The following is a 24190-nucleotide window of genomic DNA, read 5'->3' as shown; positions in this document are numbered from 1 at the left end:
CATGCCCCGTGGCAAGGCGACCACGTCCACCATCGGCCGCTGTATGGCACAGGTCGCGATGGTGATGAACCTCGACAAGTGCATCGGCTGCCACACCTGCTCGGTCACCTGCAAACAGACCTGGACCAACCGGTCGGGCACCGAATACGTCTGGTTCAACAACGTCGAGACCCGCCCCGGCCAGGGCTACCCCCGCACCTACGAGGACCAGGACAAGTGGAAGGGCGGCTGGCGCCTGAAACACGGCCGCCTGGTGCCACGCAGCGGCGGCCGGGCCCGGCGCCTCGCCCGCCTTTTCGCCAACCCCGAACTGCCCGCGCTCGACGACTACTACGAGCCCTGGACGTACGACTACGAGAACCTGATCACCGCGCCGCTCGGTGACGACGTGCCCACGGCCGCGCCCCGCTCCCTGATCGACGGCGGACCCACCCAGGTCACATGGGGCCCGAACTGGGACGACGACCTGGGCGGCGGCCCCGAACACCTCGCCGGAGACCCGGTGTTGAAGCAGATGAGCGAGCGGGTGCGCCTGGAGTACGAGCAGGCATTCATGTTCTATCTGCCGCGGATCTGCGAGCACTGCCTCAACCCGTCCTGCGTGGCCGCATGCCCGTCGGGAGCGCTGTACAAGCGGATCGAGGACGGCATCGTTCTCGTCGACCAGGACCGCTGCCGCGGCTGGCGGATGTGCGTGACCGGCTGCCCGTACAAGAAGGTCTACTTCAACCACCGGACGGGCAAGGCCGAGAAGTGCACGTTGTGCTACCCGCGCATCGAGGCCGGGCAGCCCACCGTCTGCTCCGAGACCTGCGTCGGCCGCCTCCGCTACCTCGGCGTCATCCTCTACGACGCCGACAAGGTCGGCGATGCCGCCGCCACCGAGCACGAACAGGACCTCTACCAGGCCCAGCTCGACTGTTTCCTCGACCCGAACGACCCGGAAGTCGTGCGCGCCGCCGAGGAGTCGGGCATCCCGCACGACTGGATCACCGCCGCCCGCCGCTCCCCGGTGCACGCCCTGATCAGCACCTACAAGGTGGCGTTGCCGCTGCACCCCGAGTACCGCACCATGCCCATGGTCTGGTACGTCCCGCCGCTCTCCCCGGTCGTGGAATCCCTGACCGCCACCGGCCACGACGGCGAGGACCCGGCCAAGCTCTTCGCCGCCATCGACTCCCTGCGCATCCCCCTGCAATACCTCGCCGGGCTTTTCACCGCGGGCGACGTGGCCCCGGTGGAGGCGGCCCTGTGCCGCCTGGCCGCGATGCGCTCCCACATGCGCCGCATCAACCTCGGCGAGGAGCAGGACCCCGCCATCGCCCGCGCCGTCGGTATGGACGCCGACGGCATCGAGGCCCTGTACCGGCTGCTCGCCCTCGCCAAGTACGACGAGCGATACATCATCCCCACCAGCTACACCGCCACCACACCCGCCGACGACCTCGACGCCGGATGCAGCCTGGACGGCCACGGCGGGCCCGGCATGTACGCCGCCGAGGAGTCGGCCGCCTTCCACGCCCCGCTCCCACCCGCCGCCGACCGGGATCCGGAGCATGCCGGAGCGTCCCTGCGCGGCCGGGTCAACCTCCTGAACTGGAACGGCCAAGGGCGCCCCGACGGCCTCTTCCCGCGCGCGGACGGCGGCACCCGGTGAGCCGCCCCGTCGTCCACCAGGCCGCCGCCCTGCTGCTCGGCTACCCCGACGAGAACTGGCCCGAGCGGCTGCACACCGTACGCACGGTCCTTGAGCCGCTGCCCGGCCCCGACATCGGTCTCCTGCTGCGGTTCTGCACCCGGGTCCGGGACACCGCCCCGCTCGCCCTTGCCACCCGGTACGTCGCCACCTTCGACCGCAGCCGCCGACGCTGCCTGTACCTGACGTACTACACCGACGGGGACACCCGCAGGCGCGGCACAGCACTGGCCCACCTGAAGTCCCTCTACCGCGACCACGGCTGGCAGCCGCCCGACGACGAGCTGCCCGACTTCCTTCCCCTCATGCTGGAGTTCGCCGCCCGCACCCCGGACCGCGGGACGCGGCTGCTCAGCGAGCACCGGCCCGCCCTTGAGCTGCTGCGCTTCGCCCTGGCCGCGTACCACAGCCCGTACGCCGATGTCGTCGAGGCCGTCTGCCGCACCCTGCCAGGACCCGGCCCGGCCACTCGCGAGGCGGCCCTCCGCCTGGCCCGCACCGGCCCACCCGCCGAGGCCGTCGGCCTGCTGCCGTACCCCCAACCAGGCCCTGCCGACGCCCCGCACGCGGAGGAGACACCCCAGTGAATCACCTGCATCACCAGCATCATCTGCATCACCTGCACATCGCCCTGTGGGGCGTCCTGCCCTACCTGGTCCTCGCCGTCCTGGTCACCGGCACCGCCTGGCGCTACCGCTACGACCGGTTCGGCTTCACCACCCGCTCGAGCCAACTCCACGAACACCGGCTGCTCGCCATCGGCGGCCCGCTGTTCCACTACGGACTCCTCTTCGTGGTCGCGGGCCACGCCATCGGCCTGCTCGTGCCCGAGTCGTTCACGGAGAGCGTGCACATCCACAAGTGGCTGTACCACCTGGGCGCCGTGTTCGTCGGCGGCACCGCGGGCCTGGCCACCCTGACCGGGCTAGGGATCCTGCTCTACCGACGGCTGCGCGTGCCCGCCGTACGGGCCGCGACAAGCCGCAGTGACCGCGCCGCCGTCTACCCGGTCCTGATCTGCGTACTCCTGGCCGGTCTCACCGCCACCGCCACCACCCTCAAGCCCGACCCCGACCCCTATGACTACCGGCTCGGCGTCTCGGTGTGGTTCCGCTCCCTGTTCACCCTCGACCCGAATGTGCCCGCCATGGCCCATGCCCCGCTCGCCTACCAGGTGCACGCCGTGCTCGGCATGGCCCTGTTCGCCCTCTGGCCGTTCAGCCGCCTCGTCCACGCCTTCACCGCGCCCTTCGGCTACCTGACCCGCCCCTACGTCATCTACCGCTCCCGCGGCACCCGCCACGCACCCGCGGCCCAACGCCCACGCCCGCGCCCGCGCCCGCGCCCGCGCCCGCGCCCGCGCTCCACGCGGCACCGGCCCGGGCGGAACGCCCTCGCGCGCCGCTGATAGGTGCCCCTCGCGCGCGCAACGCCCGCCAGCGCGGACATCTGGCGCCACCTGCACGTCCGCACCCTCGGGCGTCTCCAGCGGATCTTTCCCCTACCCCGCCCGTTCCCGTAACCAGGGGCGAAGTCCCTGGGCCCCCTGGACCCCGGGACTTCCGGCCCCCGGACCGCTGGCCCCCCAGTCCGGCGGATCTTTCCCCTATCCCGCCCCTTCCCGTAGCCAGGGGCTTCGCCCCTGGACCCCCGACCCCGGGCCCCCGGTCCCTTGGGGTCCCCCTGGGCCCCCGGGCCCCCTGGACCCCCGCCCCCTGGACCCCGCCCTGCGGTCCCTGGGTCCCCAAGCCCCCGACCCACGGCCGCCCGGACCTCGGGCCCCCGGCCCCTTGGCCCCGGGACCCTGGAGTTTGGGGGCGAAGCCCCCGGAGGGGCTCAGGGAGCGCAGCACCCGGGTGGGGTCCAAGGGGCATAGCACCCGGGCGGGGGTCCAGGGGGGCGGCAGCACCCAGGCGGGGTCTGGGGCGAAGCCCCAGGAGGGGGTCTGGGGGCCGCAGGCCCCCAGTTACGGGAAGGGGCGGGTCAGGGGAGAAAGGCCCGTGGCAGGTGCCAAGACCCGCCGGACAGAGCCTGGCCCACCGCCAGGCCGAGTCGACGAGCCCTTCGGTCACGGCCTCCCACTCGGCACGGGTGTACCCGGAACACGGGCGAGGCGAGGGACGGTCCTCGGTGGGCCGGGGGCACGGGACGGGACGTTCACCCAGCGGCAGTCCCGTCGTCACCGTGCCTATCGTCGCCATCAGCCAGAGAGAACGTGAACGAGAACTCGGCGGGTCCGGCCTCGAGCCGGTACTCCGGAAGCACGCCCGGCCCGCAGGACTGGGAGCCGATGCCGTGCAGTGCGTGGTCGAGGTGGACCCAGACCGTGTCCCCGGGGACCAGGTCGGTGCGGTGCCGGGCCGCGTCCAGCTGTTCCGTGGTCCAGCGCTGGACCGTCAGCGAGAACACCGGGTCGCCCTCGATGAGCAGCCCGCCGAGCTCCGCCCGGCGCACATCCGGGCGGGCGCCGTTCTCCTGCGGGCGGACGTACGGCGTGTGCAGATCCGCCACGTCCCGCTGCCACCTGCCGATCCGGGTGCCCGCGGCCGTGTCCGGGTAGCCCTCACCGGGGCCGCCGCCGAACCAGCGCACTGTCGTACCGACCGCGGCGGGCAGCCCGAGCCGGACCCCGAGCCGGGGCAGCGGCTGCGTCCAGTCGCCCTCCGGGGCGACCGTGACGGTCAGGCGGAGGCGGGTGCCGTCGGACGTCCAGCGGTAGGCCGTGCGCAGCCCCACGTCCTGGGCGGCCGGTGCCACCCGGGTCGTCACGGTCAGCGCCTCGTCCGTCGACGCGACCGAATCCACCCGGTGGTGCATCCGGTGCAGGCCGAGGCCGCGCCACAGCGGGCCGTGACGGGCGTCGGGCTGCCAGGGCGCGCCGTCGTCGTTGTCGGTGGGCGCCCGCCAGATGTCCAGGCGTGGCCCGGCCGTCAGCGGGATGCCGCCGAGGGCGCGCAGGGATCCGGTACGGGCGTCGAAGACGGCCGGGCCGAGCGTGATCCCGTCGCCCGCGCCGCGTCCGGGCCGGAACCCAGTGGCCGGTTCAGGCAACACCGCCTCGGCCACCGCCAGTTGGGCCCAAGCGACTTCATGCCCGGCCTCGGCCCACGCCGTATCCCCGGCGAGCACGGCGCGCACCGTCCACCGCACATCCGCCCCCGGGCCGGGGCCGCCGCGCCCCGCGACCGGCGGCTCCGGCAGCTTCACCTCGGCCGACTCGCCGGGCCCGAGCACCGGCACCGCCAACCCGCCCTCGGCGACCGCCGAGCCGTCGACCTCGTACGACCAGCGCAGCGCCAGGTGGGACAGGTCCGTGACGTCGTACCCATTGGTGACGCGTACCGTGCCCGCCGGGCCGTCGCCCTCGATCCGTACCGGCTCGATGACCTTCTTGTACGCGGTCAGGCCGGGCGACGGCGTGCGGTCCGGGAAGAGCAGCCCGTCGCAGACGAAGTTGCCGTCGTGCAGTTCCTCGCCGAAGTCGCCGCCGTACGCGTAGCCGTACCGCTCGTGCGCGAATCCGTGATCGATCCACTCCCAGACGAAGCCGCCCTGTAGCCGGTCGTACGTTTCGAAGAGCCGCTGGTATTCGGTGAGCCCGCCGGGGCCGTTGCCCATGGCGTGGGCGTACTCGCAGAGGATGAAGGGGAGTTGGCGGCGGCGCGCCGGGCCGCCGTCCAGGCCCTGGCCGATCCGCTCGACCTCGGCGTGCGGCGCGTACATGCGGGCGTACAGGTCCGTGTCGCGGCAGGTGGGGTCGCCCTCGTAGTGGATCAGGCGGTCCGGGTCGCGGTCGCGGATCTGCTCGGCCATGGCGGTGAGGCCGCGGCCGGTGCCGCACTCGTTGCCGAGGGACCAGATGACGACCGACGGGTGGTTCTTGTCCCGCTCCACCATGCGGGCGGCGCGGTCGAGCAGGGCCGGGGTCCAGCGGTCGTCGTCGACCGGGTTGTCCCGCCAGCCCAGGTCGACGAAGCCGTGGGTCTCCAGGTCGCACTCGTCGATCACCCACAGGCCGAGCTCGTCGCAGAGGTCGAGGAAGGCGGGGTGCGGCGGATAGTGCGAGGTGCGCACGGCGTTGATGTTGTGCCGCTTCATCAGGAGGACGTCGGCCCGCATGGTGTCCAGGTCGACGGTGCGGCCGGTCTCCGGGTGGAACTCGTGCCGGTTGACGCCCTTGAACAGCACCGCCGTGCCGTTGACCTTGATCAGGCCGTCTTCCAGGGCCACGGTGCGGAACCCGATCCGCAGCGGCACCGTGCCGCCGGGCGTGGCCAGTTGGCCGTCGTAGAGCCGGGGCCGCTCCGCCGACCACGGCTCGACCGGCACCGTCACGGACTGCCCGGTGGCGATGTCGACCCCGAGCTCGGGCACCGTGACCCGACCCGCCGACAACACGTCCAACGCGCCATCCGCGTCGACGCGCAGGGTGCCGGTGCCGTCGCGGTGGTCGTACCCGGCGTGCACGAAGAAGTCGCCCACGGCGCCGTCGGCCCGGTGTACGAGCGTGACGTCCCGGAAGATGCCAGGCAGCCACCACTGGTCCTGGTCCTCCAGATAGGACCCGGCCGACCACTGGTGCACCCGCACCGCGAGCACATTCCCGGACGCGCGAAGCAGCCCGGTGACGTCGAACTCGTGCGGCAGCCGGGAGCCCTGGAAGTCGCCGAGCTCCTGCCCGTTGAGCCACACCTTCGCGCAGGACTCGACGCCCTCGAAGCGCAGCACCGCGGTCCCGGACCCGTCCCCGGGCCAGTCGTCGGGTAGGTCGAAGGCGCGCAGATGATCGCCGGTGGGGTTGGCGTCCGGGACGCGGGGCGGGTCGACCGGGAACGGGTACACGGTGTTGGTGTACTGCGGCGCGCCATACGCCCCGTCGCCCTGAAGCACCCAGTGCCCGGGCACCGTCACCTCGTCCCACGCGGACGCGTCGTATCCGGGCGCGGCGAACGACGCGTCGTGCGCGTCCGCGTGCGCGGCCAGGCGGAAGCGCCAACGTCCGTTCAGGGACAGGGTGGTGGCCTCCGGGAAGCGGGCGCGCGGGGGCAGGAGCAGCTCGCCGTGGCAGGGGGCGGGATCTTCGACGTACGAGAAAGACATCGTTCTCCGTAGAGTCCGGAATCCGGCGTTTCGGGAAGGCGGGGAGCGGGCTCGGCTCAGCCCTTGATACCGGTCTGTGCGACCCCCTGCACCAGCCAGCGCTGGAGGAAGAGGAAGACGAGCACCAGGGGCAGGATGGATACGGCCGTGGCCATGAAGATCAGATGGAAGTTGACGGTCTGGTTCGTCATGTACGAGGAGAGCGCGACCTGGACCGTCCACGCCTCCTGATCCTGGCCGATGACCAGGGGCCACAGGAAGGCGTTCCAGCCGCTGATGAACGTGATGGTCGCGATCGCGGCGAAGAAGTTCAGTGAGTTCGGCACGACGACCCGCCAGTACGCGCCCCAGGTGGTGAGCCCGTCCACGCGCCCCGCCTCCTCCAGCTCCTTGGGGAAGCCGAGGAAGTACTGCCGGAAGAGGAAGCAGGTGAACCCGCTGAACAGGCCCGGCACGATCAGGCCGCGGAAGCTGGAGACCCAGCCGAGCGACGAGACGAGCACAAAGCTCGGCACGAACGTCACGGCCGCGGGGACCATCAGGGTCACCAGGACCAGATAGAAGATCTTGTTGGCGTGCCGGTAGGGGATGCGGGCCAGGCCGTAACCCGCGAGCGAGCAGAGCAGCAGGGTGCCGACCGTGTGGGCAACGCCGACCACCAGGGAGTTGACCAGGGCGCGCCCGAACGGCACCGTTTCGTCGCCGAACAGCTCGGCGACATTGCCCCATTGGACGTCGGTGGGGAAGAACTGCCAGTCCTCGCCGGTGATCTCGGCGTCCGTGGACAGGGCGTTGCGGACGATCAGATAGAAGGGGACGAGGAAGAGCAGGGCGCAGACGCCGACGGCGGCGTAAAGCCCGGCAGTGCCGAGGGTGCTGCGTCTCGTGCGTACGCCGGTCATGCCCGCTCTCCCTTCCGCCCGCCGTGTCCGAAGCCCAGGACCTTGCCCTGGAGCAGCGTCACCGCGCAGATGAGGATCGTCAGGATCATGGCGCCCGCGCTGCCGCGCCCGTAGTCCTGGTTCTCACCGAGCGCCGTGAAGTAGAGGTTGACCAGCGGGGGTTGGCCCCAGGTGGCCTTGGACAGGAGGTTGAAGAATTCGTCGAACGCCTGGTAGGCGGCGACCAGAAGGAGCAGGATCACCGCGGTCGACGTGGCCCGCAGCTGTGGCAGCGTGATGTGCCGGAAGGTCTGCCAGCCGGGCCGTGCGCCGTCCACGGCCGCGGCCTCGTACAGCTCGCGCGGGATGTTCTGCAGCGCGGCCAGGAACAGGATCATGTAGAAGCCGGACTGGAGCCACAGCCGCACGGTGACGATGACGAACCAGTACCAGGGCGGGTCGGGCGAGGCGAGCCAGGCGACCGGGTCGAGGCCGAACCAGCCGAGGACCGTGTTCATCAGGCCGAACCGCACCCCGCTGAATACGGACATCTTCCAGATCAGCGAGGCGGCGACGAAGCTGCACGCCGTCGGCAGGAAGAACACCGACCGGAAGAACGCCTGGAGAAAACGCAGCCGGTGCACCATCAGGGCGAGGGCCAGCGAGAACGCCCAGGTGATCGGCACGACGATGGCGGCGAACACGGTGAAGGTGCCGAGGCTCCCGACGAAGTCGCCGTTCGTCAGCATCTGGACGTAGTTGTCGAGCCCGACGAACACGCTGGGTGTGACGGTGGCCCGCGCCTCGAAGAAGCTGAGCCAGGCGCTCCAGCCGATCGGCACGAATACGAAGATCACGAGGCCGATCAGGAAGGGCCCGGTGAACAGCCAGAAGTCGAGCGTACGACGACGGCTCATGGTGGTCTTGTACATGGCCTATCCGAAGAGCGACTTGAGCTCGCGCTCGACCCGCCGGTCGGACTTGTCGAGGGCGGCCTCGGGGCTCATATCGCTGCGCACGCAGTCCGCGATGACCTTCTCCAGTGAATTGATCATCGCCTGGGTCCAGTGCGGGTTGTCGAACCGGCCGTACCGCTCCGCGAGTTGGACGCCCTCGGCGGCGAGTCCCGACTTGAGCTTGTCGGCCTTCGCGGCGATCGACTTGCGCGGCGGGATGTGAAAGCCGTAGCTGAGCGCCCAGTCCTCCTGTAGGTCCGTCCGGTCGATCCAGAGCCACTTCACATACTCCTTGGCCAGGTCCTTGTCCTTGGCCTTGGCGCTGACGAACATCGACCAGCCGCCGTTGATGAGCGACGGCTTGCCCTTCGTGGTGGAGGGCGGCCAGGGCAGGATGCCGATGTCGTCGCCGAGCGCCTGCTGCATCACGGGCATGGCCCACATGCCGCACCACTGCATCGCCGTCAGACCCTGTGTGAAGGCTGAGGGGTCCCAGTAGTCGGCGGGGGCGTCCAGGAGCAGGCTGCCGCTTTTGAACAGCTTCCGCATGGTGCCGAGCGCGGCGGCGAACTCGTCGGTGTGGTACGCGATGGCGTTCCTCTCGGTGAGCAGATCGGCACCGGCGCCCCAGACCAGGGGCCGGGCGACATCGACGAGGTGGTTGCCGAGGAAGAGCCCCTTGACCTTGTCGGTGGTGAGCTTGCGGGCGGCCTCGACCAACTCGTCCAGGGTGGTGGGCGGTTGGACGCCCGCCTTCTTGAGCAGCGACTTGCGGTAGAAGAGGAACTTCGGGTCGTCGATCATCCGGACGCCCCAGATCTTGCCGTCCATCGTGTGCGACGCGAGATCGGCGGCGAGGAAGTCGTCCTTGACGGGCGCCACGATGTCGTCGAGCGGCACGATCTGCTTGGCCTTGACCATGTGGATCTGCGGGTGGAACTCGAAGACGTCCGGGGCGTCCGAGGAGAGCAGCGCGGAGAACAGCTTGCTCTCGTAGTTGGACCCGGTGATCCACTGGGTGGTGATGTCCGTCTTGCCGAACTCCTTGGCGTACCGCTTGATCGCCTGCTCGGTCCCGGCCTCGCCGTACGCGTGGAAGTACTGCGTCAGACCGGCCCCGCCCGCCGAACCACCGTTCCCACGGCCGGTGTTGGACCCGCAGGCGGCGAGTGCCCCGAGCGCGGCGAGCCCACCGGTGGCTCGCAGGAAGGAACGGCGGTCCCAGGGGCCTTGTGGGGCGGAGGACGGGGTGGTGTTGCGTGGCATGGCGGACGTCCTTGTCGTGAGATCTTGTCGCGAGATGTACGAGATCATGGATTCTGTTCGGGATTCCGAACGGACGGTTGCCTGGACAGCATCCCGAACAGGGGGGAGGTGAAGGGCGGTTGAGGGAGCTACGAGCGATCGAAAACGTACGTCGTGATGGAGCGCGGCGCCAGGTCCGCGGTGGCCTTGGCGCCGGAAGTCTCCGGCAGCGGCGCATCGGCCCAGTTCTCGTCGGCGGAGGTGCGCACCGCTCGCTCGGCGGTCACATCGACACCGTCACCGAAGCTCAGATCCAGCGAAGTCGCCCCGGAATTGTGGTTGTTGACGACCACGACCCACTTGCCCTGCTGCCGGTACGCCGTCGCCTCGACACCCGCCGGGGCGCCACTGACCGGGTGCGCCTTGGCGCCGGGCCGCACGAACTTGCTGTACTGGCCGAGCGCGTAGTACCGCTTCGTCATGTACAGCTTCTCGCTGCCGTTGCTCGCGTACTCCGGGTCGTAGTAGATGAGCCCGTCGTTCCAGCCGTCGTCGTTCTTGGCCTCCGGATCCGAGCCGATCTTGTCGGAGAGTGCGACCCACCAGTGGAACGCGGAGTCCTGCGCCGTGGCGAAGTCCTTGTACATGATCCGGGACATCAGGAGCGCGTTGTCGATCGTGGGGTCGTACTCCTTGTTCCAGCCGGTGCTGCCCTTGCCGAAGCAGCAGATCTCGGTCGCCCAGGCGTCCTTGCCGAAGGACGCGGCGGTCTCGCGCAGCTGGGTGAGCGAGGCGTCGCTGGGATTGTTGTACGTGTGGTGCGCGAGCTTCGAGACGTGCCGTGCCGTCCCCGGCTGCGAAAGCCACTGCGGCACCTCGGAGTTGAAGCCGTCGGTGCTGCTCGACTCGTCCGCGATGATGCCGGTCCGCTGGCCGCGCCGCTCCTGCTCGGTGCCGAGGGCGCGCACGATGTCGTCGCGCTGGCCGACGTCGACGAGCATGCCTTCCTGGCCGCACTCCGCGAAGCTGTTGGTCGGCTCGTTGAACGGGCTGATGTGGTCGAGCTTGATGCCCTGCTCTCCGAAGTGATCGGTCACATCGGCGATGTACCCGGCGAAGTCCCCCTCGTTCTCGGCCTTCAGATGCCCGCCACAGCTCTTGCCGTTGGTCTTCCACTCGGCGGGCGCGGAGTTCACGAAGCCGATCAGATCCTCCACGCCGTACTGCGCGGCCCGGGCGAGGAACTCGCGGCCGCCCTCGTCACGACTCCAGTCGTACGAGCCGTCGTCGTTCCGGAAATCCTCGGGCGCGCGGGCGGGGGTGGTGACGCCGGTGCCGCCGCCCCCGATGTTGTAGCGGTACGCGCTCAGGTCCAGGCCCTCGGCGGAGAAGAGCAGCCGGGCCACCTCGGCCCGCTTCTCGGGCGAGAAGTTCTGGAGATCGTTGACCCACCAGGCCCCGGACGCCCCGATGTTGTCGATGGTCTGGGCGGGGTCGGCGGATATCGCGGCGGTGGCGGCAGCGTCGGCCGCGGGTGCGGGCGGCGCTGCCAGGAGGCCGGAGAGCAGTGCGCAGGTGAGCGCGGCAGAGGCGGTGAGGGCTCTGTTTCTGGTGGTGCGAGCGTGCGGCATGTGCATCCCTTCCGTCGTCGTGAAGGTGGTGCTGTTCGTACGGCTCGTGGGGGTTCGGGTGGTGCGGGGTGGTGCGCTCTTGGGGTGATTCAGGTGGTGCGGCTCGTGGGCGGGACGGTGGCGGTACGGACGGCCGTCGCGAGGGCACCCTCCAGGGCGAAGGTCGCCGCGCCGAGGCAGACGGGATCGGTGGGAATCGGCGACAGCACGATCTCGGCGGCGGCGAGCGGGCGTCGCAGGGCGTGCCGGGCGACGGCCGTACGTACCTCGGTGAGCAGCGGCTCCCCGAGCCGGGCCGCGACCCAGCTGCTCAGCACGATGACCTCCGGATTGAGGAGATTGACCAGATCGGCGAGGGCGGCCCCCAGGAAACGGGCCGTCTCCCGAAGCACCCGGACCGCCGTCGGATCCTCGGCGGCAGCGGCCCGCGCGAGCCGCCCGACGATGGCCGTCTGATCGTCGCCGTCCCCCGACAGCGCGCAGCCCGGGGCGAGTTCACGCAGCGTACGCATGATCCCGGGCGCTCCCACGTACGCCTCCACACACCCCCGGCTGCCGCAGTGGCAGGGCCGCCCGTCGAGGACCAGGGTGGTGTGCCCCCACTCCCCGGCGCTGTTGCTGATGCCCCGGTGCAGCGCGCCGCCGAGCGCGAACCCCGCGCCGACGCCGGTGCCGAGGTTGACCACCACAGCGTCCCCGCGCCCGCGCGCCGCCCCGAACCACAGCTCCGCGGCGGTGCAGGCGTGCAGCGGGTTCTCCAGGTACAGCGGGTACGGCACGTGGGCGGCGAGCAGTTCGAGCAGCGGTACGTCGTGCCAGTCCCAGTTGGGCGCGTACACCGAGACCCCGACCTGCCGGTCCACCTGCCCCGGCACGCTCACACCGACACCGAGCACCCGCTCCGCGACACTGTCGCCCGCCTCGCGGACGACCTCGGCGACGCCGGCGGCGACGAGTTGAACGACCTCTTCGGGGCTGCGCTCACCGGGGTCCACCTGTGCCTCGCAGCGCGTGCGGACGGTGAGTCCGAGGTCGAACAGCTCCACATGGACGTACGTCTCCGCGATGTCCACGCCGATCAGCGCCCCGCCCGCCGGGTCGAGCGCCACGAGCCCGCGCGGCCGCCCACCGTCGGAGTCCGCGAACCCGACCTCCGTGACCATGCCGAGCCCCGCCAACTCCCCGACCAGCGTGGCGACGGTGGCCAGGCTCAGGCCGGTGGCCGCCGCCAACTCCTGCCGTGACGTGGGGGAGTGGGCGATGAACTGGCGCAGGACCTGGTAGCGGTTGGCGGTACGTATGTCGCGCGAGGTGCGCTTCACGTGCGGGGACCTCCTGCCTGTGGCCGGTCAACTCCCGGTGCCCGGTCAACTCCCGGCGGTGCGCCACGTTATGGGCCCGTGTCGCTTTCGACAAGGGGTTGGGAAAGGGGTCATGAAAACCCTTCCTCACATTAGTAGGAAAGTTTCCTAACAGATTCTGGTTCAACGCATTGACCGGTCCATGCCAGAACGGCAGGATGCCCTGCGACGGCTCACCCCCCATGCCCGACCCCGGAGACCCAGGAGGCTCTCATGTCGCGCAGCCGCACCCCCAAGTTCGGTATCCCCGCCGCGGGCGCCGCCCTCGCCGTAGTCGCGGGCGCGCTGCTCTGGTCACCGCCCGGATCCGCGGGCGCCGCACCCGAGCAGCGGCCCAAGGCCGCGTTCACGGCGGTCGCCGCCGGGGACATCGCCGAGCAGTGCACCGCGGACGACAGCGGCTGCGCGCACCCGAAGACCGCGGACCTGGTCAAGCAGATCGACCCGGCCTTCGTACTGACCATGGGCGACAACCAATACGACGACGCCCGGCTCCAGGACTTCGAGAGCTACTACGACACCACCTGGGGCACCTTCAAGGAGAAGACCCACCCGGTCCCGGGCAACCACGAGACGTACGATCCGGATGGCGCGCTCGCCGGCTACCGCTCCTACTTCGGCGACATCGCCTACCCGGACGGAAAGAGCTACTACAGCTACGACCAGGACAACTGGCACTTCATCGCCCTGGACTCCAACAGCTTCGACGACCAGGAACAACTCGACTGGCTGGCCGCCGACCTGAAGGCGAACAGCAAGAAGTGCGTGGCCGCGTACTGGCACCACCCGCTGTTCTCCTCCGGCGAGCACGGCAACGACCCCGTCAGCCGCCCGGTCTGGAAGCTGCTGCACGACGCCAAGGCCGAACTCGTCCTCGGCGGCCACGACCACCACTACGAACGGTTCGCCCCGCAGGACCCGGACGGCAACGCCGACCCGAACGGCATCGTCGAGCTCCTCGCGGGCACGGGAGGCGCCAGCCCGTACAAGATCGAAGAAGTGCAGCCGAACAGCGAGAAGCAGATCACCGACACGTACGGCGTCGTCCAACTCGATTTCGCGGACAACGGGTTCTCCTGGAAGTTCCTCGGCGCCGACGGCCAGACCGAGGACACCAGCCCCTCGTACGACTGCCACTGATCCCTGTCCGGGCGTCAGCCGCGGAGGCTTCATTCATGTACCTCGCCACCACCGGGCGGGCCGACTCCGGCGGTACGACTGGCAGCGGCGCGGGCGGTGAGAGTGGCGGTGGCAGTGGCGAGGGCGGGCGACGGGTCCGGCGTGGGAGGGTCGCCGGGCCCGTGCTCGCACTCGGTGCGGTCAGCCTCGTCACCGACATCTCCTCGGAGATGGTCACCGCCGTCCTGCCGCTGTATTTCGTGCTCCAACTCGGCCTCTCGCCCCTTCAGTTCGGCTTCCTCGACGGGCTCTACAACGCCGCCACCGCCCTGGTCCGGCTCGTCGGCGGACACCTCGCGGACCTCGGCGGGCGGCACAAACTCGTCGCGGGCGGCGGCTACGCGCTCTCCGCCCTGTCCCGTCTCGGGCTGCTCCTCGCGGGCGGCGCGACGGCCGGGATCGGCGCCGCACTCGCCGCCGACCGCCTCGGCAAGGGCGTACGCACCGCGCCGCGTGACGCGCTGATCTCCCTGAGCAGCCCGCCCGCGGAACTGGGGCGCGCCTTCGGGGTGCACCGGGCGATGGATACGACGGGTGCGCTGCTCGGGCCGCTTGCCGCGTTCGCGTTGCTGTGGGCGACCGCTGACGCGTATGACGCGGTTTTTGTGGTCAGTTTCTGTTTTGGGGTACTTGGGGTGGTGCTCCTTGTGGCGTTTGTGCCGGGGGGTCCGGGGGTGCCGGGGTCGGGGGTGGCTTCGGGAGCGGTTGCTTCGGGAGCGGTGGCTACTGGAGCGGCGGCTCCGGGGGCTCTTTCGGGTACGGCTGTACGGAGCCGGAGCCGGACCCGGTCGCGGACCCGTGATGTGCTGCGGATTCCGGCCTTCCGGCGGATGTTCGGGGCGGCTGTGCTGCTCGGGGCGGCCACGATCGGGGATGCCTTCGTGTATCTGCTGCTCCAGCGCCGGATCGGTTTCGCCGAGAGCTGGTTCCCGCTGCTGCCGCTCGGTGCGGCCGCCGTGTATCTGCTGCTCGCCGTGGCGGCCGGACGGCTCGGGGACCGGATCGGCAGACGAGTCCCGTTCCTGCTCGGCCACGCCGCGCTCGCCCTGGCGTACGTCCTGCTGCTCTCACCTCTGGGCGGCGCCGCGCTCCTCGCCGGAGTCCTGCTCCTGGTCGGCCTGTTCTACGCCGCCACCGACGGCGTGCTCATGGCCCTCGCGGGCCCGGTCCTGCCCCGCACCCGCCGGGCGAGCGGCCTGGCCGTACTACAGACCGGCCAGGCCCTCAGCCGCCTCCTGGCCGCGGCCGGATTCGGGGCGGCCTGGACGTGGTGGGGCACCGGGACGGCGCTCTTGGCGGCGGTGCTCGCGCTCGCCGGGGCACTGATCGGCGCGGCGCTGCTGCTGCGACGTACTGAGGAGGCGGAGAGCGACGAGAAGGCGGGGAGAGACGAGAAGGCGGGGAGAGACGAGAAGGCGGAGAACACCGACAACGCCGTGAACACCGGCAACACCGGCAACACCGGCAACACCGGGAACACGGAGGCCCCCGTATGAACCGACCGCGCCCGGGCTCGCTGCGCTTCCGGATCCTCGCGGTGACGCTGGCCGCCGTCGCCCTCGCGGGCGTCGCCGTCGTCTACACCGTGCACGCCGCCCGCCGAGCCCAACCGGCGGACTCGGTCTCGGAGTTCGGGCTGACCGGTCACAGCCTGTACGTACGTAGTACGGGCGGGGCGGAGAGGCAGGACGGTCGGGTGGCCCGCCTCTCCTTCAGTGGCGGCGATACGACCGGCCGTCGCACCACGGGGGGACCCGCGTGTGAACGGTTCTACGCGGCCGGGGGCACCGCGATTTGCCTGCAGCGTCGGCCCGGCATACCCCCCAAGGCGTACGCCGTCGTCCTGGACCGGAGGCTGCGCGAGCGGCGCCGTATCGCGCTGACCGGGATTCCGAACCGGGCGCGGGTCTCGGCGTCGGGGCGGATGCTGTCGTGGACGATGTTCGCGACCGGCGACTCGTACGCGGGCTCGTCGTTCTCCACGCGTACGTCGATCCTGGACACCCGTACCGGCTATCTGATCAAGAACATGGAGCAGATCCCGCTCACCCTGGACGGCCGCCGCTACTTCTCCCCGGACGTCAACTACTGGGGCGTGACCTTCGCGAAGGACGACAACACCTTCTACGCGACGGTCTCCACCAAGGGCCGTACGTATCTGGTCCGCGGCGACCTGCGCCGCTGGTCCGCGCGCACCCTGCGCGAGAACGTCGAGTGCCCCTCGCTCTCTCCGGACAACACCCGCCTGGCCTTCAAGAAGCGGGTACGGAAGGGCGGCTCGGATCCCTGGCGGCTCTACGTCCTCGACCTGCGCACGATGCGCGAACACCCCGTCGCCGAGCGGCGCGGCGTGGACGACCAGGCCGCCTGGCTCGACGACGGCACCCTCGCCTATGCCCTTCCGGCGTCGGACGGCCGGGGCAGCGACGTATGGTCCGTCCCGGCCGACGGCACCGGGCGGCCACGGCTTCTCGTCCGCGGCGCGAGCTCACCGGCGGCGGTGCGATAGGTACGGTTTTCGGTGGTGCGACCGGATGGCCGGTTTGCCGTGCATGATCTGTCGCGGGCAGGGAAGGCGCGCTCCGAGGCGGCGGTGGTGCCCGGACCGGTGGGCATGCCGCCCGACCAAAGGCGACAGAGGGCGGGACATGGCTGAGCAACGGTTGCGTCTGGAGCCACGCTGGGCCGATGTCGGCGTCCTCGTCATCGACGCTTACGGTGTCGTCGACGCGGCCACCGTCCCTGAACTGAGCGAGCCACTGCTCAAACTGGCCGCCACGGGCGTACGCCACTTCGTCGTCGACCTGACCGGGGTGGAACGGATCGACATCGAGGGGCTCCGCACGCTCATCGCGGCGCGCGCGAGGCTGCGCGCCGATGGCGGCACCCTGGCCGTGACCGGCGGACCGAACGTGCCGGGCGTCGTCCAGGCGGCCGGAATCAGCCGCGCGGGCTTCGTCTACGCCTCCGTCGACGAGGCCACTCAGGCGGTCGGCCCGAGCTGACGCCGGACGCCCGGCCCGGCGCCGGGCAACCGCCCACGCTCAGGCTCAGGCTCAGGCTCACGGCACCTCACACCGTATGAGCGCCGTGGCGAAGGGCTCCCCGCTCCGGCGCGCGTACGTCATCCGCTCCCGGATCTCGCGCAGGGTGCGCGGCCGGTAACCGGGGCCGCCGCAGCAGCTCTTGTGGAACCGGACGCCCGCGTTCAGCAGCACGGAGAGCGTCCGCCAGGCCGCCGTGTCCCGGCGGGGCGGCGGGGCGAAGGCCGACCCCACGTGCACCATCGGCCGTGCGCACCGCGGACAGCGCCGCTGCCTGTCCCGGTCGTAGGGCTGCTTGTACGAGCCCCGGCAGGGCAGACAGACGTACGAGGTCTTCGTGTGGGCCATGTGGCCAGGCTAGGTAACACCGGGCCGTGGGTTCGACCGGATTATTCTTCCGCTACCCCTCCGCATCCACGTCGTACCAGTCGTCGGCGAGCAGCCCGGCGTGCGAGGGCTGGACGCCGACCTGGACGACGCCGGAGGCGGTGACGAACCGGAGGTGGGCGGCGAGGGGATGCTCCTGGCCGTCGGGCGTGAGGCACACCGAATCCGGTTCCAGGTAGACGTACTTGCCCTGTTCGATCCAGCTGCGGCGGGCAACGCGGCGCCCCTTCCGCAGCAGTTCCAGCGCGGCAGAGAAGTCCATCCCCCGAGCGTAACCGCGCCACGGCACCTGACGGGAGGCGTCCGCCGAGGACAGCGGTGTGCGCGGGGCGGGCTGCCAGGGCGCGCACACGGCCGCCGGGGCCGCCGGGGCCGCATCGGCCGATCGGTTGATGCCTTGGTCATCCGTCCCGCGCGTCGAAGGGGGCCGGTCCGTCGACGCCCACGCCCGCGACCGCCGCGACGATGGATGTACGAGATCGGGATGTACGAGATCGAACACGTCAACGGAGGAGGCATCGTGCGGGGACACGGATCCACGGTTACGACGGCGGTTGTGCTCTTGGCCGGGGCGGTGCTCCTCACGGGGTGCGCCTCGGGCCAGCCGGAGGACCCCGACGCCACACCGCAGAAGCAGTCCACGGCCTCCGCCTCCATCTCGGACTCCGCCGAGCCTGATAAGCCCACCGGACCCGGCAGGGACACCACCTCCCGCAAGGACACCGACTCCGGCAAGGGCACCGCTTCCCGCAAGCCGCACTCTCCGGCCGCCGACCGCGCGCTGCTCGCGGCCGCGGCGGATGGTGACGCGCGCGCCGTGGCAGGGGCCCTCGACGACGGCGCCGATCCGGAGGCGCGGGACAGGCGGGACCGTACCGCGCTGCTGCTCGCCTCGGCCGGGGACCATGTCGCGGTGGCCAAGGTCCTGGTCGAGGCCGGGGCGGACCCGGACGCTCTGGACGACCGGCACGACACTCCCTGGCTGGTGACCGGCGTGACCGGCAGTGCGGAGATGGCGCGTGTGCTCGCGAAGGCGGACCCCGACTACGACATCGTGAACCGCTTCGGCGGCACCTCCCTGATACCGGCGGGGGAGCGCGGCCACGTCGCGTACATCCGCGAGGTGCTGCGCAACCCGGGCATCGACGTCGACGTGAATCACGTCAATAACCTTGGCTGGACGGCCCTGTTGGAGGCCGTGATCCTCGGTGACGGCGGCCGTGACCACCAGCGGGCCGTCGAGCTCCTGCTCGACGGAGGTGCCGATCCGGACCTCGCTGACCGCGACGGAGTCACCGCCCTCCAACACGCCGAGCGCCGAGGCTACGACGAGATAGCGAAGTTGCTGCGACGCGGGAGCCGTTGACCGGACCGGACCGAACCCGCACCGAACCCTCACGTCCGCCCAGTCGAACAACACCCATGGTTTCGACGGGAGTTTGTGAGATCCATTGACGCGGAAGTGGTTCGACCCTACGTTCCCGTTCGAAGTCACGAGCGATATACGAAATATCGAACGGACGCGACGATACGTAGGGCTGGGAATGGGACGACCTGACCTCACACGACCACCTCACCTGAGCCGCAGACACGTCCTGGGCGCGCTCGGCGGACTCGGCGTCGCCGGGGCGTTCGGCCTCGCCGCGACGGGCAGCGGCGCCGCGGAGCTGACCTCGTCCGCGCGGGCGCGGGTGCGGTACTGGAACCTCTTCAGCGGCGGCGACGGCAGCAACATGATCGCGATGCTCGACGGGTTCCGAAAGGCGCACCCCGGGATCGCGGTGAAGGACTCTACGTTCCAGTGGGGTAATCCTTACTACAGCAAGCTCGCGATGGCGGCCGCGGGTAACCGCGCGCCGGATCTGGGTGTGATGCACCTGGGCCGGATGGCCGGGTTCGCACCTGGTCGGTTGCTCGACCCGTTCGACGTCGAGCTGCTTGCCCGGTACGGCGTGCGGGAGCAGGACTTCGACCCGGTGCTGTGGCGGCGTGCCACGATCGACGGCGAGTTGTACGCGCTGCCGTTGGACATCCACGTACAGCTCTGCTTCTACCGGCGGGATGTCTGCCGTAAGGCCGGACTCCTCGACGATGATGGGCAGTTGGTGCCTGTCACCTCCACCGAGGATTGGTTCAAGGCGCTCGCCGCGGCCAAGAAGGCCACCGCACGGTCGGGGCTGCAGGCGCTCGGCATCAAGGCCACCGACCTCAACTTCTCCTGGTGGTTCTTCGTCGCCTTCTACCAGCAGCTCGGCGGCGCCTACTACAACCGCGATCTGACCGACGTCGTCTTCGACCTCGACCAGGCCACCGAGGTCCTGGAGTTCCTGCGGCGGCATGTCACCGACGGCTACTCCAAGCCGGTGCCGGTGGCCGTCGACGCGGAGCAGTTCCTCAACGGCGCGCCCTTCATCTGGGAGGGCGACTGGTCCGTGCCCGTCCTCAGCGGCGAGAAGGTCGACTACGGGGCCACCCCGCTGCCCGCCGTCTTCGGTGAACCGGCCACACACGCCGAGGCGCACGCCTTCGTCCTGCCGCACCAGGCCGACCGGGGCGGCCCCGCCAACGAGGGCGCCCACCGCTTGGCCGCATACATCGTCAAGCACGCCGCGTCCTGGGCGCTCGGCGGCCATATCCCCGCGTACACACCGACCCTGAAGAGCCCCGCGTACCGCAAGCTGCGGCCGCAGAGCGAATACGTGGGCGCCATGGACCAGATGGCGCTCGAACCGCAGACGTGGTTCGCCGGTTCCACCGGCACCCTCACGCAGCGCATCGGCCCGGAGATCGTCGCCTCCAACGTCGGCTCCGCCCGGCCCGACGTGGCCGCCCGCCGGATGCGCGATGTCCTCGAACAGCTCCTCGCCATGAAGAACCCCATGGAGGGCCGGTCCGCCGCCGAAGGAGGTGCCGTCGCATGACGACCAGCGCAGTGCCCAACTCATCCGTCTCCGCCGCCACTTCCTCCGCCTTCGCGGGTTCCACCTCTGCCGCCGCCCGGTCCCGGCGCGGGCCCAACTGGCAGCACGGTGGCTGGTTCGTCGCGCCGTTCCTGGTGCTCTTCGCGGTGTTCGTGCTCTGGCCGATCGGGCAGGGCGTCTGGCTGAGCCTCACGGACGCCAATATCTCCGGCACCGGCGCGCGTTACGTCGGCCTGGACAACTACCGCGAGGCGTTCGCCGATCCACTGGTGTGGGACACCCTCGGGCACAGCGCCTACTTCACCGCGCTCGTCGTGCCCTGCCTGGTCGTCCTCGCCCTCCTGATGGCCCTGCTCGCCCACCACATCGAGCGGGCCAAATGGCTGTGGCGGCTCTGCTTCTTCGCGCCGTTCCTGCTGCCGTCGACCGTCGTCGGCAACCTCTGGCAGTGGCTGTTCAACCCCGGCACCGGCATGGTCGACCACGTCCTCGGGCTCGACACGCCCTGGCTCACCGACAAGTCGTACGCCATGCTCGCCATCGTCATCGCCACCCTCTGGTGGACGGTCGGCTTCAGCTTCCTGCTCTACCTCGCCGCGCTCCAGGAGATCCCCCAGCATTTGTACGAGGCCGCCGCCCTGGACGGCGCGAACGCCTGGCGGCGCCTGCTGCACATCACGCTGCCGATGCTGCGGAACATCACCGGCCTCGTGCTCACCCTCCAGATCCTCGCCTCCCTCCAGGTCTTCGACCAGGCCGTCGTCATGCTCGACTTCACGCCCGGACCCGAGGACAGCACCCGCACCTTCGTGCAGTACACGCTGGAACAAGGCTTCACCAGCTACCGCATCGGCTACGCCTCCGCGGTCTCCGTCATCTTCTTCGTCCTCATCGCGGCCGTCGCCCTCGGCCGGATGTGGCTGCTCCGCAAGCGTGAGGAGGGCGCACGATGACCACCGCCGCAACAGCAACAACGCTTCGCAGGCCGTGGACCCCGGGCCAGGTCGTGCTCACCGCGCTCGGCGCGCTGCTCTCCACGGTGTGGGTGGCGCCGCTCGCCTGGGCGCTGTTCACCTCCCTCAAGTCGGAGAGCGAGGCCGTCGCCGTGCCCGCGCACTGGCTGCCCGAAAAGTGGACCGGGCAGGCCTGGACGGCGATCCTCGGCTCCGGGAACCTCACCAACTGGTTCGTGAACTCCGTCGTCGTATCCGTCTGCGTCACCGCGATCGTGCTGCTCGTCAGCGCCCTCGCGGGATACGGCTTCGCGCGCACCGAGTTCCGCGGCAAGGGCGCCCTGATGGGCCTGATCATGACCGGGCTCATGGTGTCGCCCGCCGTGCTCGGCGTGCCCCTGTTCACCACCGTGCAGGACCTCGGCATGGTCGACACGTACTGGGGGATGATCCTGCCGCAGTGCGCGCCCGCCGCGATGGTCTACATCCTCTACAAGTTCTTCCAGTCGGTGCCGCGCGAGCTGGAAGAGGCCGCGTTCATCGACGGCGCCGGACGCTGGCGGGTCTTCTTCACCGTGGTGCTCCCGCTGTCGCGGCCCTCACTCGCCGCCGTCGGGATCTTCACCTTCATCGCGTCCTGGAACAACTTCCTGTGGCCGTACATGGTGACCAACAACCCCGACCTGATGACCATGCCCAACGGCATCGCGACCGTCATGAACTCCTACGGCATCCAGTGGGCCCAGCTCATGGCCGGCGGTCTGATGGCCGGCCTGCCACTGATCATCGTCTTCGTCTTCTTCCAGCGGCAGATAGTCGCCGGTGTCGCCCACACGGGCCTCGCCGGTCAGTGACCTTCGCACGTGTAACAGAGAGGACCCATGTCCGCACAGCCTTCCCCCACCCGCCCGGCGCAGCCTTCTCCTGCTTCTCCCACCCGCCCGGCCCGGATCACCCTCGACCCCGCCTTCACCGTCGGCTCCGTCGATCCCCGGCTCTTCGGCGGCTTCGTCGAGCACCTCGGCCGCTGCGTCTACACCGGCATCCACGAGCCCGGCCACCCCACCGCCGACGCCAACGGCCTGCGCACCGATGTGCTCGACCTGATCCGCGAGCTCGGCGTCACCACCGTCCGCTACCCGGGCGGCAACTTCGTCTCCGGCTACCGCTGGGAGGACTCCGTCGGGCCGGTCGACGAGCGGCCGCGTCGGCTCGACCTCGCCTGGCGGTCCACGGAGACCAACCACTTCGGCCTCTCCGAGTTCATGACGTTCCTGCGCGAACTCGGCAGCGAGGCCGAGCCGATGATGGCGCTCAACCTCGGCACCCGCGGCGTCGCCGAGGCCCTACAGCTCCAGGAGTACGCCAACCACCCCTCCGGAACGGCCCTTTCGGACCTGCGTATCGCCCACGGCGACAAGGACCCCTTCAACATCCGCCTGTGGTGCCTCGGCAACGAAATGGACGGCCCCTGGCAGACCGGCCACAAGACGGCCGAGGAGTACGGGCGCCTGGCCGCCGAGACCGCCCGCGCCATGCGCCAGATCGACCCGACCGTGCAGCTCGTCGCCTGCGGCTCCTCCAGCCGGGCCATGCCGACCTTCGGCACCTGGGAGGCCACCGTGCTCGCCGAGACGTACGACCTCGTCGACTACATCTCGCTGCACGCCTACTACGAGGAACTCGACGACGACCGCGGCTCCTTCCTCGCCTCCGCCGTCGACATGGAGACCTTCATCGAGTCCGTCGTCGCGACCTGCGACCACATCGGCGCCCGCCTCAAGTCACCCAAGAAGATCAACCTGTCCTTCGACGAGTGGAACGTCTGGTACCTGTCCCGGGCCGACGCGCAGGTCAAGGCACTTGACTGGCCCGAGGCCCCACGCCTCCTCGAGGACAACTACACCGTCACCGACGCCGTCGTCTTCGGCTCCCTGCTCATCGCGCTGCTCCGGCACGCCGACCGGGTCACCGTCGCCTGCCTCGCCCAGCTCGTCAATGTGATCGCACCCATCCTCACCGAGCCCGGCGGCCCCGCCTGGCGACAGACCACCTTCTACCCGTTCGCGCAGACCTCCCGGTACGGGCGCGGGCAGGTCCTCGACGTTCGCGTGGACGGCCCGACGTACGAGACGGAGAAGTACGGCGAGGTGCCGCTCCTGCACGCGACCGCCGTCCGCGCCGACGACGGCACGGTCACCGTCTTCGCCGTCAACCGAGACCAGACCCGGCCCCTGCCCCTCGAAGTCGCCCTGCACGGCCTCGAGGTGACCGAGACCGTCGAGCACACCGCCCTCGCCGACCCCGACCCCGACGCCTGCAACACCCTCGACCAGCAGGACCGCGTCATCCCGCACCCCGTCACCGGCACAGCCCTGCACGACGGGCAACTCCGCGCCGAACTGGAGCCGATGTCGTGGAACGTCATCCGTCTCGCCTGAACCACCCGCTCACGCTGAAGGAACCCATGAGCCGCACTCGCAAGGAACCCATGAGCCGCACCCGCAAGCTGTTCGCCGCCCTCGCCGCCGTCGCCGCGCTCTGCGCCACTCTCCTCGCCGGGCCACCAGGCATCGCCGCCGCTGCCGACCGCCAGGATCCGTACACCGGCTATCTCTTCGCGTACTTCACGGGCGAGGGGACCGCGGACGGCGAGCAGATCCGCATGGCCCTCAGCCGTGGTAACGATCCTTTGCACTGGCGGGAGTTGAACGGCGGCAGGCCCGTGCTGACCTCGGATCTCGGGGAGAAGGGGCTGCGTGATCCGTTCGTGATCCGTTCGCCGCAGGGCGACAAGTTCTACATGATCGCCACGGATCTGCGGATGTATCGGAAC

20 protein-coding genes and 1 pseudogene are annotated in these 24190 nt (G+C 70.3%); 13 read left to right on the top strand and 8 right to left on the bottom strand.

Features of this window, described 5'->3' with window-relative positions; translation table 11 throughout:
* Position 1 precedes the first annotated feature (1 nt).
* From narH to narI, 3 genes are read left to right on the top strand one after another with little or no spacing between them, the layout of a single operon-like run.
* Positions 2–1657 carry a nitrate reductase subunit beta gene (narH, locus tag ACWD10_RS34355; RefSeq protein ID WP_451097602.1) on the top strand — a complete coding sequence of 552 codons (1656 nt, stop codon included), beginning with the start codon at positions 2–4 and terminating at the stop codon, positions 1655–1657.
* Positions 1654–2283 (top strand): nitrate reductase molybdenum cofactor assembly chaperone, encoded by a 630-nt coding sequence (gene narJ / locus ACWD10_RS34350; protein WP_451097601.1) that lies wholly within the window; start codon positions 1654–1656, stop codon positions 2281–2283. The genes narH and narJ overlap by 4 nt, the downstream gene beginning before the upstream one ends.
* A 23-nt stretch (positions 2284–2306) precedes the next feature.
* On the top strand, positions 2307–3104 hold the full coding sequence (narI, locus tag ACWD10_RS34345; protein WP_451097623.1) for a respiratory nitrate reductase subunit gamma: 798 nt from the start codon (positions 2307–2309) through the stop codon (positions 3102–3104).
* A gap of 749 nt (positions 3105–3853) precedes the next feature.
* Here the strand turns inward: narI and ACWD10_RS34340 are convergent.
* The 6 genes from ACWD10_RS34340 to ACWD10_RS34315 form a co-directional block, all read right to left on the bottom strand.
* On the bottom strand, positions 3854–6796 hold the full coding sequence (locus ACWD10_RS34340; RefSeq protein ID WP_451097600.1) for a glycoside hydrolase family 2 TIM barrel-domain containing protein: 2943 nt from the start codon (positions 6794–6796) through the stop codon (positions 3854–3856).
* A 56-nt stretch (positions 6797–6852) separates the two neighbouring features.
* On the bottom strand, positions 6853–7698 hold the full coding sequence (locus tag ACWD10_RS34335; RefSeq protein ID WP_451097599.1) for a carbohydrate ABC transporter permease: 846 nt from the start codon (positions 7696–7698) through the stop codon (positions 6853–6855).
* Complete coding sequence (locus ACWD10_RS34330) at positions 7695–8594, bottom strand: carbohydrate ABC transporter permease (RefSeq protein WP_451097598.1); 900 nt, start codon at positions 8592–8594, stop codon at positions 7695–7697. The genes ACWD10_RS34335 and ACWD10_RS34330 overlap by 4 nt, the downstream gene beginning before the upstream one ends.
* Positions 8595–8612: 18 nt before the next feature.
* Positions 8613–9899, bottom strand: coding sequence for an ABC transporter substrate-binding protein (locus ACWD10_RS34325; protein WP_451097597.1), 1287 nt, complete (start codon positions 9897–9899; stop codon positions 8613–8615).
* Between the two features lie 128 nt (positions 9900–10027).
* Positions 10028–11509, bottom strand: coding sequence for a glycoside hydrolase family 30 protein (locus tag ACWD10_RS34320; RefSeq protein ID WP_451097596.1), 1482 nt, complete (start codon positions 11507–11509; stop codon positions 10028–10030).
* Between the two features lie 89 nt (positions 11510–11598).
* The gene (locus ACWD10_RS34315) at positions 11599–12831 is read right to left on the bottom strand and encodes an ROK family protein (RefSeq protein ID WP_451097595.1); all 1233 of its coding nucleotides are present in this window, start codon (positions 12829–12831) and stop codon (positions 11599–11601) included.
* A gap of 252 nt (positions 12832–13083) precedes the next feature.
* Here ACWD10_RS34315 and ACWD10_RS34310 point away from each other — a divergent pair, with 252 nt between their 5' ends.
* The 4 genes from ACWD10_RS34310 to ACWD10_RS34295 all read left to right on the top strand — a co-directional run bounded on the left by ACWD10_RS34310 (position 13084) and on the right by ACWD10_RS34295 (position 17054).
* On the top strand, positions 13084–14010 hold the full coding sequence (locus ACWD10_RS34310; RefSeq protein WP_451097594.1) for a metallophosphoesterase family protein: 927 nt from the start codon (positions 13084–13086) through the stop codon (positions 14008–14010).
* A 35-nt stretch (positions 14011–14045) separates the two neighbouring features.
* Positions 14046–15545, top strand: a complete 1500-nt coding sequence (locus tag ACWD10_RS34305; RefSeq protein WP_451097593.1) for an MFS transporter — start codon at positions 14046–14048, stop codon at positions 15543–15545.
* A complete protein-coding gene (locus ACWD10_RS34300; protein ID WP_451097592.1) occupies positions 15542–16558 on the top strand; it encodes a TolB family protein in 1017 nt (338 codons plus the stop codon). Before ACWD10_RS34305 ends, ACWD10_RS34300 begins: the two co-directional genes overlap by 4 nt.
* A gap of 139 nt (positions 16559–16697) precedes the next feature.
* Positions 16698–17054, top strand: a complete 357-nt coding sequence (locus ACWD10_RS34295) for an STAS domain-containing protein (RefSeq protein ID WP_451097591.1) — start codon at positions 16698–16700, stop codon at positions 17052–17054.
* Positions 17055–17111: 57 nt separating this feature from the next.
* Here ACWD10_RS34295 and ACWD10_RS34290 read toward each other — a convergent pair whose 3' ends face one another.
* Positions 17112–17441 (bottom strand): deoxyxylulose-5-phosphate synthase, encoded by a 330-nt coding sequence (locus ACWD10_RS34290; RefSeq protein ID WP_451097590.1) that lies wholly within the window; start codon positions 17439–17441, stop codon positions 17112–17114.
* Positions 17442–17493: 52 nt separating this feature from the next.
* Positions 17494–17742 (bottom strand): Thoeris anti-defense Tad2 family protein, encoded by a 249-nt coding sequence (locus ACWD10_RS34285; RefSeq protein WP_451097589.1) that lies wholly within the window; start codon positions 17740–17742, stop codon positions 17494–17496.
* Between the two features lie 519 nt (positions 17743–18261).
* Between ACWD10_RS34285 and ACWD10_RS34280 the strand changes: the two genes are divergently transcribed.
* The 6 genes and pseudogenes from ACWD10_RS34280 to ACWD10_RS34255 form a co-directional block, all read left to right on the top strand.
* Positions 18262–18846: an ankyrin repeat domain-containing protein gene (locus tag ACWD10_RS34280; protein WP_451097622.1), complete on the top strand. Its 585-nt coding sequence runs from the start codon at positions 18262–18264 to the stop codon at positions 18844–18846.
* Positions 18847–19024: 178 nt separating this feature from the next.
* Positions 19025–20401: an extracellular solute-binding protein gene (locus tag ACWD10_RS34275; RefSeq protein WP_451097588.1), complete on the top strand. Its 1377-nt coding sequence runs from the start codon at positions 19025–19027 to the stop codon at positions 20399–20401.
* Positions 20398–21354, top strand: a complete 957-nt coding sequence (locus ACWD10_RS34270; RefSeq protein WP_451097587.1) for a carbohydrate ABC transporter permease — start codon at positions 20398–20400, stop codon at positions 21352–21354. Before ACWD10_RS34275 ends, ACWD10_RS34270 begins: the two co-directional genes overlap by 4 nt.
* On the top strand, positions 21351–22208 hold the full coding sequence (locus tag ACWD10_RS34265; protein ID WP_451097586.1) for a carbohydrate ABC transporter permease: 858 nt from the start codon (positions 21351–21353) through the stop codon (positions 22206–22208). Before ACWD10_RS34270 ends, ACWD10_RS34265 begins: the two co-directional genes overlap by 4 nt.
* A 27-nt stretch (positions 22209–22235) precedes the next feature.
* Positions 22236–23795, top strand: a complete 1560-nt coding sequence (arfA, locus tag ACWD10_RS34260) for an arabinosylfuranosidase ArfA (protein WP_451097585.1) — start codon at positions 22236–22238, stop codon at positions 23793–23795.
* Between the two features lie 50 nt (positions 23796–23845).
* Positions 23846–24190, top strand: a pseudogene (locus ACWD10_RS34255) (family 43 glycosylhydrolase); the annotation flags it as partial.

It is taken from the genome of Streptomyces sp. NPDC002851 (assembly GCF_053591935.1).
Note: the sequence above shows the minus strand (reverse complement) of the source record. Positions and strands in the feature narration are given on the sequence as shown.

What these genes read in the sequence shown, in the direction of transcription:
- ACWD10_RS34340 (WP_451097600.1), bottom strand. Translation starts at nt 6,796, where the DNA reads ATGTCTTTCTCGTACGTCGAAGATCCCGCCCCCTGCCACGGCGAGCTG.
- ACWD10_RS34275 (WP_451097588.1), top strand. Translation starts at nt 19,025, where the DNA reads ATGGGACGACCTGACCTCACACGACCACCTCACCTGAGCCGCAGACAC.
- narH (WP_451097602.1), top strand. Translation starts at nt 2, where the DNA reads ATGCCCCGTGGCAAGGCGACCACGTCCACCATCGGCCGCTGTATGGCA.
- ACWD10_RS34295 (WP_451097591.1), top strand. Translation starts at nt 16,698, where the DNA reads ATGGCTGAGCAACGGTTGCGTCTGGAGCCACGCTGGGCCGATGTCGGC.
- ACWD10_RS34305 (WP_451097593.1), top strand. Translation starts at nt 14,046, where the DNA reads ATGTACCTCGCCACCACCGGGCGGGCCGACTCCGGCGGTACGACTGGC.
- ACWD10_RS34285 (WP_451097589.1), bottom strand. Translation starts at nt 17,742, where the DNA reads ATGGACTTCTCTGCCGCGCTGGAACTGCTGCGGAAGGGGCGCCGCGTT.
- ACWD10_RS34310 (WP_451097594.1), top strand. Translation starts at nt 13,084, where the DNA reads ATGTCGCGCAGCCGCACCCCCAAGTTCGGTATCCCCGCCGCGGGCGCC.
- ACWD10_RS34335 (WP_451097599.1), bottom strand. Translation starts at nt 7,698, where the DNA reads ATGACCGGCGTACGCACGAGACGCAGCACCCTCGGCACTGCCGGGCTT.
- ACWD10_RS34290 (WP_451097590.1), bottom strand. Translation starts at nt 17,441, where the DNA reads ATGGCCCACACGAAGACCTCGTACGTCTGTCTGCCCTGCCGGGGCTCG.
- ACWD10_RS34265 (WP_451097586.1), top strand. Translation starts at nt 21,351, where the DNA reads ATGACCACCGCCGCAACAGCAACAACGCTTCGCAGGCCGTGGACCCCG.
- arfA (WP_451097585.1), top strand. Translation starts at nt 22,236, where the DNA reads ATGTCCGCACAGCCTTCCCCCACCCGCCCGGCGCAGCCTTCTCCTGCT.
- ACWD10_RS34320 (WP_451097596.1), bottom strand. Translation starts at nt 11,509, where the DNA reads ATGCCGCACGCTCGCACCACCAGAAACAGAGCCCTCACCGCCTCTGCC.
- ACWD10_RS34325 (WP_451097597.1), bottom strand. Translation starts at nt 9,899, where the DNA reads ATGCCACGCAACACCACCCCGTCCTCCGCCCCACAAGGCCCCTGGGAC.
- ACWD10_RS34270 (WP_451097587.1), top strand. Translation starts at nt 20,398, where the DNA reads ATGACGACCAGCGCAGTGCCCAACTCATCCGTCTCCGCCGCCACTTCC.
- ACWD10_RS34330 (WP_451097598.1), bottom strand. Translation starts at nt 8,594, where the DNA reads ATGAGCCGTCGTCGTACGCTCGACTTCTGGCTGTTCACCGGGCCCTTC.
- ACWD10_RS34300 (WP_451097592.1), top strand. Translation starts at nt 15,542, where the DNA reads ATGAACCGACCGCGCCCGGGCTCGCTGCGCTTCCGGATCCTCGCGGTG.